Source organism: Pseudoalteromonas sp. SW0106-04 (genome assembly GCF_001293805.1).
GTDB classification, from domain to species: domain Bacteria; phylum Pseudomonadota; class Gammaproteobacteria; order Enterobacterales; family Alteromonadaceae; genus Pseudoalteromonas; species Pseudoalteromonas ruthenica.
Map to the genome: position 1 here is coordinate 41048 of NZ_BCAI01000018.1, position 12015 is coordinate 53062.

At 47.5% G+C, this 12015-nt stretch carries 11 protein-coding genes; 7 read left to right on the forward strand and 4 right to left on the reverse strand.

The window, feature by feature from the left end:
• Positions 1–68: 68 nt before the first annotated feature.
• Positions 69–929 (forward strand): polyamine aminopropyltransferase, encoded by an 861-nt coding sequence (gene speE / locus W04_RS16810; protein ID WP_022943916.1) that lies wholly within the window; start codon positions 69–71, stop codon positions 927–929.
• A gap of 185 nt (positions 930–1114) precedes the next feature.
• Positions 1115–3148 (forward strand): glycoside hydrolase family 97 protein, encoded by a 2034-nt coding sequence (locus W04_RS16815; protein WP_053911681.1) that lies wholly within the window; start codon positions 1115–1117, stop codon positions 3146–3148.
• A gap of 80 nt (positions 3149–3228) precedes the next feature.
• On the opposite strand, the gene W04_RS16820 is transcribed toward W04_RS16815, so the two are convergent.
• The 4 genes from W04_RS16820 to W04_RS16835 all read right to left on the reverse strand — a co-directional run bounded on the left by W04_RS16820 (position 3229) and on the right by W04_RS16835 (position 7426).
• On the reverse strand, positions 3229–3609 hold the full coding sequence (locus tag W04_RS16820) for a DUF6768 family protein (RefSeq protein ID WP_053911682.1): 381 nt from the start codon (positions 3607–3609) through the stop codon (positions 3229–3231).
• An 11-nt stretch (positions 3610–3620) separates the two neighbouring features.
• On the reverse strand, positions 3621–4133 hold the full coding sequence (locus tag W04_RS16825; protein WP_053911683.1) for an RNA polymerase sigma factor: 513 nt from the start codon (positions 4131–4133) through the stop codon (positions 3621–3623).
• A gap of 404 nt (positions 4134–4537) precedes the next feature.
• Complete coding sequence (locus tag W04_RS16830; protein WP_053911684.1) at positions 4538–5593, reverse strand: potassium channel family protein; 1056 nt, start codon at positions 5591–5593, stop codon at positions 4538–4540.
• A 45-nt stretch (positions 5594–5638) separates the two neighbouring features.
• Positions 5639–7426 (reverse strand): DUF885 family protein, encoded by a 1788-nt coding sequence (locus W04_RS16835; RefSeq protein WP_082342273.1) that lies wholly within the window; start codon positions 7424–7426, stop codon positions 5639–5641.
• Between the two features lie 232 nt (positions 7427–7658).
• On the opposite strand from W04_RS16835, the gene W04_RS16840 reads away from it, so the two are divergent.
• From W04_RS16840 to tatA, 5 genes are all read left to right on the forward strand, one after another.
• Entirely contained in the window at positions 7659–8609 is a 951-nt protein-coding gene (locus tag W04_RS16840; protein WP_157576514.1) for a diguanylate cyclase domain-containing protein, read from the forward strand.
• Between the two features lie 90 nt (positions 8610–8699).
• On the forward strand, positions 8700–9455 hold the full coding sequence (gene ubiE, locus W04_RS16845) for a bifunctional demethylmenaquinone methyltransferase/2-methoxy-6-polyprenyl-1,4-benzoquinol methylase UbiE (RefSeq protein ID WP_022943908.1): 756 nt from the start codon (positions 8700–8702) through the stop codon (positions 9453–9455).
• 9 nt (positions 9456–9464) lie between these two features.
• Positions 9465–10088: an SCP2 domain-containing protein gene (locus W04_RS16850; protein WP_053911686.1), complete on the forward strand. Its 624-nt coding sequence runs from the start codon at positions 9465–9467 to the stop codon at positions 10086–10088.
• Between the two features lie 11 nt (positions 10089–10099).
• Positions 10100–11698 (forward strand): ubiquinone biosynthesis regulatory protein kinase UbiB, encoded by a 1599-nt coding sequence (ubiB, locus tag W04_RS16855; RefSeq protein WP_053911687.1) that lies wholly within the window; start codon positions 10100–10102, stop codon positions 11696–11698.
• Between the two features lie 70 nt (positions 11699–11768).
• Entirely contained in the window at positions 11769–12011 is a 243-nt protein-coding gene (tatA, locus tag W04_RS16860) for a Sec-independent protein translocase subunit TatA (protein WP_053911688.1), read from the forward strand.
• The last annotated feature ends 4 nt before the right edge of the window (positions 12012–12015 follow it).

Sequence of the window (12015 nt, forward strand, 5' to 3'; positions counted from 1 at the left end):
ATTTCATTGAGCATTATGACGCTCACTGGCAAAATTGTCCCTCCACTTTACTGGCGATTATTGAGCACATGACAAGTTTAGATAAAAACCACTGGTTTACCGAGGTAAGCGACCGTGACGGTAGCGCATTCTCACTGCGTATTAATAAGCTGCTTGAACAGCAACAGTCTCCGTTTCAACACGTGGCAATGTATGAAACCACCGATTTTGGTAACTTGATGGTGATCGACGGCTGCACTATGGTCAGTAGCCGAGAAAACTTCTTTTATCATGAAATGATCGCCCACCCAGCGCTATTTAGCCACCCGAACCCAAAAAACGTGGTGATTATCGGCGGTGGTGACTGCGGAACCCTGCGCGAAGTGCTAAAACATGACAGTGTTGAAACTGTCACGCAAATCGACATTGACCAAGTTGTCACTGAGATGTCGCTGAAATATTTCCCTGAGTTGTGCAGTGCCAATGATGACCCCCGTGCCACCTTGCTCTTTGATGATGGCATCAAATACATGCGCGATGCGCAAGCCGAGTCGATTGATGTCATTATTGTCGATGGCACTGACCCTGTAGGCCCCGGCGAAGGCTTGTTTAATCATGCTTTTTATCAAAGTTGCCTTGCAGCATTACGTCCAGGCGGTGTGCTAGTGCAACAAAGTGAAAGCCCGCTTATGCATATGCCATTGCTGCTGGAAATGCGAGCGGCCATCAAGCAGGTTGGTTTCGGCGCGTTGCAAACCTTGCCTTTTCCACAGCCGATTTACCCATCGGGGCTGTGGTCGGTCACCTTAGCACGCAAAGGCCTGGGTTTTGACGGCTTTAGAGCCTGTGACCCTGACGCCCTCAACACCTTATATTACACGCCAGGCGTACACCAAGGTGCGCTCGCGGAGCCACCTTTTATGACCAAGGCCTTCAATCAGCAAGGCTAATCAGATGGGCGACTATTCGCCCTGACTCTCGCTATGTAATATGTGAATACGTATGCAGAGTCGTGTATTTCATCGCTAACCCCCTTACTCTTAATGCTTCCAATACAAGTACCTGTAGGCCTGCGTTTGCCAGCACACGTGACAGCCATCGCTTTAGCCTCGGGTATAACAAGCAGGATAGGTTGATGCGATTATTACTTCCCTTACTACTTGCCTCACCTTTGGCGTTGGCAAAAACAGTCGATGTTAGCTCTCCCGATGGCAAAATCACGCTTACATTAAGCGACGAAGGGGCGCCACATTATCATGTGAGTTACGCTGGCAAAGCGGTGATTAACCCATCTAAACTGGGTTTTTATTTTGCCCATGCCGCCCCGCTAAGCGATGACTTAACTATTAGCCACAGCGAACGCCACAGTGCCGACACCACCTGGCAACAACCCTGGGGTGAGCAACGTTTAATTCGCGATCATCATAATGAGTTGGCAGTTACTTTTAGCGACCCAGAAGCAGCTGAGCAGTCTTATACCGTGCGCGTAAAAGTGTTTAATGACGGCCTTGGATTTCGCTATGAGCTTACCGGTAAAGAGCGCCCCGATTACCGTATTACCGATGAGCTCACCGAATTTGCCCTTGCTGGCCAAGACAATGAAGCGCTGTGGATCCCAGCTCGAGGCTGGAATCGCTATGAATACGTTTACAACCGCACTAACACTGCTGAAGCCGCCCATGTACACACCCCCTTCACCGTAAAAATGCAAAATGGTGTTCACCTCAGTATTCACGAGGCAGCACTGGTCGACTACGCAGGCATGACTTTGAACCAACGCCGACCAGGCACGTTCAAGGCCGATTTAACTCCTTGGTCTGATGGTATCGCGGTGAAAACAAAAAATGGTTTCACCACTCCTTGGCGGACCATCCAAATTGCTGATAAAGCCACTGGACTACTCAACTCACACCTGATTTTAAACCTTAATGAGCCCAATAAACTCGGTGATGTGTCTTGGGTTAAACCCGGTAAATATGTTGGTATTTGGTGGGGCATGCACATCAATGAAAACACCTGGGGCAGTGGCGACAAGCACGGAGCCACCACCGAAAACACCCGCAAATATATGGACTTCGCCAGTGAGTATGGCTTTGACGGAGTGTTGGTTGAGGGCTGGAACCAAGGCTGGGATGGTGATTGGTTCTATAACGGTGACTTATTTAGCTTTACCGAGAGCTACGATGATTTTGACATTGAGGCCATTGCCAAATACGGCGACAAGCGTGGCGTAAAATTGATTGGTCACCATGAAACCTCCGGCAATGTTAGTAACTATCGCCAGCAAATGGACGCCGCCTTCGCGCTCTATCAGCGCCATGGTGTTAGCCAGATCAAAACCGGTTATGTTGCCGATGGTGGCAATATTAAGCGCCTTGATGAACAAGGCATTGCTCGCTATGAGTGGCATGACGGCCAGTTTATGGTCAATGAATATCTCCACAATATTAAACTTGCCGCCAAGTATCAGCTCAGTATCAATACCCATGAGCCAATTAAAGCAACCGGCTTGCGCCGTACCTACCCAAACTGGATCACTCGCGAAGGAGCCCGAGGCCAAGAGTTTAATGCCTGGGGAACGCCGCCCAACCCGCCCGCGCACACGCCGATGCTGGCTTATACGCGTATGCTCGCCGGGCCTATGGATTTCACGCCGGGCATTTTCGACATGGGTTTCAACGGCTTAGGTGCTGATACTAATCGCCCGCAAACAACGCTGGCAAAGCAGTTAGCACTGTATGTGGTGTTATACAGCCCGATTCAAATGGCCGCCGATTTGCCACGGAACTATCTCGCCAAACCAGCAGCATTTCAATTTATCCAAGATGTACCGACCGACTGGGAAAAGAGCCAAGCCATTGCTGGCGAAATGGGTGAATATGTGGTTTTTGCTCGTAAAGAGCGTCAACGGGATAACTACTCTGGCAAGGATTGGTACCTCGGTGCTATCACCGATGGGCAAGCTCGAGACATCACCATTAAACTTGACTTCCTCGAGCCAGGAAAGCGTTTTGAAGCACAGATATACGCCGATGGTGAAGATGCTGAGTGGGTAAACAACCCCTACAGCATGGACATTCACACCGAAAACGTGAGCAGCCAAGATAGCTTAACCCTGCGCTTGGCGCCAAGCGGCGGCACCGCCATTCGCTTTAAAGCACTAGACTAACCGCGCTCACAGGCCGACGCCCCGGTCGGCCTGTATTACCTGAACCGTTCACACATGCCCTGCCAACACATGTATAGTGATTAGCTTGATTGTTGCGACGCCGCGGCCGCGCTCTGCAAGTTTAATTCGCTGCGCTTTATTTCACGTAATATTGAAGTGCGGTTCATTTCCATAAATAGCCACAATTTGATGGCTATTTGTACCAACAGCCCAGCGATAAACCACACTCCCCAAAATACCTGCTCGTTGATAACGGTGGCCATGTAGAATCGGTAACCAGCATAAATAAAAGCCGCCGTCGCGAGTAGTGCAAGCAGCGTCGAAAGCCAAACCCAGCGGCGCATAGAGCCATTATAGATGTGCCCAAGGCGATTAAATAAGCCCTGTTCACGAGATAAAATCTGATCTAACTGCGCTTGCTCACTGTGTAAACTCGCTTTAATTTGTTGCTCAACACTCATAACGCTCTCTCCTATTGCTGTGCCCATTGGCTTAATCTTTTTCTGGCTTTGTGCAAACGTGACTTCACTGTGCCTTGAGGAATATCCAACACCACTGCAATGTCGCTAATGGCTAGCTCTTCAAGGTAAAACAAATACACTGTATGACGCTCCCCCCAAGGCAGTCTGGCTATCAGACTCAGCATATCTAGGCTTTGCTCCAAACTTATAGGTTGCGCCGCCACTAACGGTGCTTCGGCTATACCCTGCTCTTTGCACTGACGCCGTATTACATCAATAAAGCGCCGGTAAATAGCACGAAATAACCAAGCTTTGAATGCTCCGGGCTCCAGCAACGAACGTGTATCTTTGGCTACCTTACTCCATACTTCCTGAGTAATATCACCAGCATCTTGGGGAGATTGGCACAGCTTGTAAGCAAAACGATAACTTGCTTGATAGTGTAGCTCGCATAATTGGTTAAACGCCTGCTTATCACCGCCCTGCGCCGCTAAGACCAGCAATGCCGTATAAGATTGTTTCATAGCCTTTCCAGGTGTTTATTAGCAAGACGCGCTATGGCTTACAAAGGTTCACGTATATTGAAAATAAATAACGCTTGATTGCCGCTATCGCTCATATAAACGTGTAGCGCAAAAGCCAATAGTAAGCACGCACATCAGCCATGTCGGCCCACTCAGCTAACAAAGCATGGGGTGCAGGGCTAATATCCTTCTCCGTAGACGTCATTTTATTTAGCGAAAGTGCGAGTTGCAGTGAGCTTTATCACCGCGATGAAAATACATCCCTTCTCACAGCAAGCGATACAGCTCAGCGCATTAGGGGAAAGAGCGTCAACTGCGAGCCCATGGGGCTGGGCCCGCAGTCCAATACTGGCAAGCTATTTACTTGTACAACAGCGAGAACTGCTATGAGTACAAAGCAATCGTTAAGGCCACTTAACCTCGGATGCCAACACCCGCTCGGGGGCAATGTAGTGAATGATATCGCCACCTTGGATGGCATAATCCAACGGCGGATTTAAATCCATATCTAAGGCGCTGCGATTATGAGCAATCCCTAAAATAGTGGCGTCGTATTGGTGTTTGAATACCGTAAAAATATCGTTGTAGGTAAACTGGCCGACATCGTTGGGGATCATCATAGAAAAATGGGTATCCCCATGCAGGCTAGACATAATTTCCTGTTGCACCCGACTCGCCCCTGGGTCCTCCATAGAGCGCACTAAGACTTCCGCTGTGCGGTTAGAGCTGCACTCCACATTAGCACAATGTTCACCTAGCATCTGTGCCTTGCTTTCATCGTCAAAATAAGCACAAATATGGGCACTTTCCTTAACCAGCTTGCTAATCTTTAGCGCCGTAGTGAAGCTTTGGTTATCATCGGCTCCCTCAACAATTATTTTATCTGCTGTGGCAATGCCTACGCGTTTAAGTTGCTCTTCATCGGTGTAACTACTGAGCTTAACAAAGCTGACATCGGGCTCAGAGAAAAACGGGTGCTCCATATCATCGGTTACCGCGAGTACAATTTCACGCTTTACCCGTTTTTCATCAGCAAGAATATAGCGCACCATTTTTCTGGTACGCACTGGGTGCCAACCAAAAATAATGATGTGATTAGCAAAATGAGTCACGTCTTTTTCACCTGTCATAGCGCGCCTTATTAAATGTGTGATGGACTGCCCTGCTTTACCCAGCAACATGCCGAACAAGGCCAAACCGAAGGGGATCTGAACCAAAGCCACCAATAAGCGGCCCATCTCTGTAGTCGGACTAAAGTCGCCGTAACCCACCGTTGAGGTAGTCACGACATAATAATAAAAAAAGGTATTCGCAGAGGTAAGCACATGCTCCCCAGCAATAGACAATAGCACCCAAGTGAGTGCCATATGTGCCAAGGTGACAAACACCACAACCTGCCAACTAAGTTGGTCAATATGATTGCGTATCGTCAGTAGCACACGCTTTAAAATAATCGGCATAGCTCGCCTTATTAGTATACTTATGGGCGCAATTGCGCCCTTCCCTTACTTCGCTTTGGCACCGTTTTGGTTGTTAGCAAGTGCCTCGTCGATATAGTTATCTATTTGTTGTTCCAGTACATTAAGAGGAATTGAGCCATGGCGCAAGACCTGATAGTGGAACTCGCGCACGTCAAAATCATGGCCTAAAGCGTTTTCCGCTTTAGCGCGCAAGCGCTTAATGGTGAGCTCACCAATTTTGTATGACAGCGCCTGGGCCGGCCATGAGATATAGCGATCAGTCTCGGTTTTCACATTATGCAGCGACAGCGCGGTATTATCACGCATAAAGTTCAGCGCTTTATCACGGCTCCAACCGAACATGTGCATGCCTGTGTCAACCACTAAACGCGCTGCACGCCACATTTCATAAGTGAGACGACCAAAATTACTGTATGGATCTTGATAGAAGCCCGCTTCTAAGCCTAAATACTCACTGTACAGCCCCCAACCTTCGCCAAAGGCCGATAAATAGGCGTCGCGTCGATAGCTAGGTAGGTAATCAAGCTCAGCATTGAGGGCAATTTGTAGATGGTGACCCGGTACGGCTTCGTGTAAGGTCAAAGCTTCTAAAACATATAATGGCCGTTTATCCAGTGCATAGGTATTAACCCAGTAGTAACCAGGCTCATCCTCTTTGCTTGCCCCCACATAACGACCTGTGGTGTATTTTGGCGCAATACTCGCTGGCACCGGAGCGACACCGTAAGGTTTGCGTGGTAACTGCTTGAATAGTTTAGGCAGCTGCGCATCCATCTTTTTGGCGATGAATGAGGCTTCTTTCAATAGCTCTTCCGGTGTTTTAGCGTAAAATTGTGGGTCGGTACGTAAAAATTCAATAAACTCAGCAAAACTGCCTTCGAATCCTAAATCATCAATAATCGCCTGCATTTCGCCGCGAATACGAGCCACTTCTTGCAGACCGAGTCCATGAATTTCTTTCGCAGTCATCTGCGTGGTGGTGTAATGACGCGCTCGATTAGCATAATACGCTTTGCCATTTGGCACTTCAGAAATCCCTATCGATTCACGTGCTCCGGGCTGATAGGTTTGCGTAAAGAAATCGTAATAGCCTTGGTATGCTGGCAATACCTGTTCACCGATAACGCGCTTAGCTTGCGCTTGCAGCTCAGCAAAGGCCTCGTCACTCACCCCTGCGGTGTTACGCTTGAAAGGGGCATAAAATGCAGACTCGGTGACATCATCGACCAAGTACGCGCTTATCGACTCCTCGTAGCCGGCAAGCACGGCTTTAGGTTGCGTTAACCCTGTTTCGAGCCCTTTTTTCATCCAATAGATGTTTTGCTCAAAGAACCGAGGCACTTGGCGCAGGCGCGCTAAGTAGGTTTCAAACCCTTGAGCAGAACTGTAATCTCCACGCTGCACCATAAATGACAAGGATGAGTGAAAACCATATTCGGAGGTCAGGGGCATATAGTGCGCATTGAACACATACTCATCGACACTGTTTTGCACCTGCGCAGTCAAAATTTGCAGATTGATCTGATTCTCTTCACTGAGCGTGCTTTTATCGATAGCTTTAAGCTTATTCAATAATGCTGTTTTATCTTGGTATTGCTGCTCTAAGAATTCAGGCGATAAATTGGGGAGCAAATACCCGTCAACCTCTTGCTTATAGGGGTTTACGCTTTCTCGATAACTGACAACCTGCTCAGCCAATGTGGTGAACTGGTTATTAGTATTGGTCTTGTGTGCTGAGCTTGCGCAGCCACCCAAAGCAAGGGGAATCGCACAGGCCAATGCCAGTTGCTTAATATGTGTTCCTAGGTTCATGCTTTATTCTCATTGATTGTGCATTTCGCCATACTCTAGCCTACCACAGCGCGCGAGCCAACCGCTTGCGACCAGCGTCCAAATGTCGGTTCTGCGCATAAAGTGGGCGCTTGGTCGCAATTATGTAACCAGAGTATTCCAAAAGAGAACAATTTGCTTTTTAATACCGCCAAGGGATGTATAAGCAAGCTAGGATTGGCTGCACCTCCATTTCAACCTGGTGATTGTGATTATGATGTTCCATGACTCCATGGCCAACGCGCAAGAGAAAATGACCCAAGTCTGTCATTTGCTCGAACTGCATGCGCTGCCGCCAACACCTTTAAATTACCATGTGCTGTACCAGCATGTGAGTGAAGGCGAAAGTGCACTGAGTGAGGCCTTACAAGCTGCTGTAACCGAAGGCCGCACCATTGACTCAGTGTTAATGGAAGAGTTGTATATACAATATCTCACACCGGATCATCAAAAGCAGACCGCTATGGTTGAACGTATTAGCGAATTGATAGGTAATCTAGAGCGCAATAGCAAAAGCAATCAAAAACACATCGACCATTACCACCTCGAAATTGATCGTTGTGCTCGCGCTTTAGATGAACATGATGTTGATAAAAGCCGACACCAGCTGCGTAAGTTAGCCGAGCATACCCTAGTGTTAAAAGGGCAAATGCAAAAGTTTAAGCAACTACTGGAGCAAATAAAACAGCAATACCTTAGTACTAAATCGCAACTAAAACGCCTTAAAGACAAACACCATCTCGACCCACTCACCGGCCTTTATCACCGTCATTATCTCGATAAAAAATTTCAGTATTGGGCCAAGAAGCAGCATCAAATCTCTTTAATCCGTATTGATGTCGAAAACTATCAACAGTTTTGTCATGACTACGGCGACAGCATTGGTAATTTAATGCTCGAAAAAGTGGCCACCAAAATAGACAAATATGTCAAAGAAAGTGGTTTTTGCGGGCGCACCCAAAATGAGCAATTTACCATTATGATGGCCGACGTCGAGGCACAAACCGTGGACCTCATTGCCGAAAAAGTACAAGCCGGCATCAGTAAGCTTCGCTTTGTAAGTTCACGCAGTGGTAAACAGCTCCCTGGTGTGGCGTTTCAATGCCAAACCATACATCGCCAGCAAGAACCTAACTTTAGCGCCCTCGTCTCATCCACTCATTAGCTTCTGCGCTTGCTAAAAACGGCTTAATCCTTGAGCTGTTACAGGGCCTCAAGTACACTATGACAAACTCTCCCTCTGGGCTTAAATTAGATGAAAGAAGCTGAGCAAAAAACCACCCACTTTGGCTATAAAACGGTTGCTACAAGCGACAAAGTTAACCACGTAGCGGATGTCTTCCACTCTGTTGCTGCCAAATACGATTTAATGAATGACTTGCTCTCTTTTGGCATCCACCGCTTATGGAAACGGGTTACCATTGCCAGTTCAGGAGCCCGCAAAGGGCAAACCATACTAGATTTGGCCGGAGGTACGGGCGATTTAACCGCTAAGTTTAGCCAACTAGTGGGAGAGACTGGCAAGGTGATTCTCGGCGACATCAATGACTCGATGCTTAAAGTGGGTCGCGATAAACTGCGCGACCGAGGCCTAGTCAGCAATATTGAATATGTACAAATGAACGCCGAAGCGCTGCCATTTCCCGATAACAGCATAGATGTGATCACCATTGCGTTTGGTTTACGTAATGTGACCGATCAGAGCAAAGCCCTCGCTTCGATGTTTCGCGTATTAAAACCCGGTGGACGATTACTGATTCTTGAGTTTTCCAAGCCTGAACATGAAGTGCTTACTAAACTGTATGATATGTACTCATTCAACATTTTACCGCAGGTCGGTAAAGCGGTACTCAATGACAGTGAGTCATACAAGTATCTAGCAGAGTCAATCCGTATGCACCCGGACCAAGACACCTTGGAAGCCATGATGAAAGAAGTGGGCTTTGAGCAAACCAGTTATCAAAATATGACCGGGGGCATTGTTGCCCTCCACCGTGGCTTTAAATTTTAAGAGGCAAATATGCTCTCTCACTTTGCTGTAGCCAGCGCTGAAAAGCTGGCTAATCGACTGATACTGCTTGATCCGCAGTTGCAGCAAAGGCTGCAACAGATAAACACTCAAGTGCTGGTACTGCACATTCGTGACTGGCAGCAGTATGTAAGTGTTCACTATGGTGATGCAGGGCTAATGCTGCAAGCCCATAATGAAGCACCCGAGCAACACCAATGCTTTATTAGCGCTGATACTGATACATTAATGAAGCTAAAGGATCCCTCTTTGCTCACCCAGCTCATCCGCCAAGATAAGCTCGACCTTGAAGGCGATATTCATCTGGCCCAAGCCTACAGCCAAGCCTTTAATGATTTGGATATTGATTGGCCCGAGCACTGGTCTAAATATATCGGTGATGCTCCAGCACAGTTGCTATGGCAAACTCTCAGTAAAGGTAAAGCGCAAGCTCAGCAGAGCCTCACTAAACTCGACCATATCGTGCTCACGCTCTTGCAGGATGAGCTTAAAGTGAGTATTCACCCGCTAGAATTAGAACAATTCACGCGCCAGAGTCGCCAGCTAAAATCCGACGTCCAGCATCTTGAACAACGTATAGATGCGTTGTTGACGCACGTTCAGCAAACACAGTAAAGAGGTGCCCTTTGTCTGCGGCAAGACTGTATTTCATCACTAAAACCTTATTGCAGTATGGCATCGATGAACTGCTGCCACAGCAGAAGCTTCCTTGGTTTGCCAAATTGGCTCGACGCAGTATTTTTTGGTTACGTAATCGCCATAAGGATAAACCCGCAGGCGTGCGTTTACGTTTAGCGCTACAAACATTAGGGCCGGTGTGGATTAAGTTTGGGCAAATGCTCTCTACCCGTCGTGACTTGCTACCACCGGAAATCGCCAGTGAGCTGGCTCTGCTACAAGACCAAGTTCCTCCTTTTGCAGGTGATCAGGCCAAAGCCATTATCGAGCAAGCACTGGAAGTTAATGATATCAGCGACGTGTTCAGTGAGTTTGATGTGACTCCCTTGGCTTCCGCATCAATTGCGCAGGTGCATACGGCCACTCTCATTGACAACGACGGTGACCACCAAGATGTGGTCGTTAAAGTCATTCGTCCTAACATCAAAAAGCAAATAGATGCCGATTTAGCGCTGATGCAGCAATGCGCCCGAGTTGTCGCCAAACTGCTTAAAGAAGGCCGCCGTTTACGTCCGGTGGAGGTTGTTAAGGAGTATAAGAAAACCCTTCTCGATGAACTCGATCTGATGCGCGAAGGCGCCAATGCGATTCAGCTACGACGTAATTTTGAAGACTCGGAATCACTGTATATCCCCTTTGTGTATAGCGACTTTAGCCGCACTAATGTGCTGGTTATGGAACGTATATATGGCATTCCCGTATCCGACACCGATGCCTTATTAAAACAAGGTACCAATATGAAGTTATTGGCAGAACGTGGCGTTGAGGTCTTTTTTACCCAAGTTTTTCGCGATAGCTTCTTCCATGCGGATATGCACCCTGGCAATATTTTTGTTTCCTTTGATAACCCTCACAACCCGCAATATATCGGCATCGACTGTGGCATTGTTGGTACCTTAAATAAAGAAGACAAACGCTATTTAGCGGAAAACTTTATCGCCTTTTTCAATCGTGATTATCGTAAGGTTGCTGAGCTGCATGTGGATTCTGGCTGGGTCCCTGCCGATACCAGTATTGAAGAGTTTGAATTCGCTATTCGCACTGTTTGCGAGCCCATATTTAACAAGCCGCTAGCGGAAATTTCGTTTGGTCATGTATTGGTTAATTTATTCAATACCGCTCGACGTTTTAATATGGAAGTGCAGCCACAGCTCGTACTACTGCAAAAAACACTGCTTTATGTCGAAGGATTAGGGCGGCAGCTTTACCCTCAGCTAGATCTGTGGAAAACCGCCAAACCCTTCTTAGAAGACTGGGTTAAACAACAAGTAGGGCCTTGGGCGGTCGCCAAACAAATGTACGCCAACTTACCATTTTGGGCAGAGAAGTTTCCTGAGCTACCGGATCTGATCTACCATAATTTGAGGCGTCAACAGCATCCTCCTGCGCCACCAGCAACCAATCACAAAGCGATTATTTTAGCGTTAGCTGGCTGCACAGGACTGATCGTTGCTTGTTTAGTCGCGCTGGCGCAACATCCTGTATTTTCAGCAGTCAGTGCCGTCGCCGGGTTTGCAGCGCTGTTTGCTGCTTGGCGTAAAGGCTAACAGCACTATGACATCATCTTTGTGCGCGGTATACTTCGCCACAGTTTAGTAGGACATTTCGGAGACAGTTATGGGTTTTGGCGGTATTAGTATTTGGCAGTTGTTGATCGTATTAGCGATCATCGTGCTACTTTTTGGCACTAAAAAGCTACGTAATATAGGCGGTGATTTAGGTAATGCAGTAAAAGGCTTTAAAAAAGCGGTATCGGATGACGAGAATAAGCCCGATGCAAAATCAGATGACGCTAAAATTTCTGAATCGAAACAACAGGCTGAAGAAAACCCAAGTCAAAAAGACAAAGATAAGGTGTAGCCAC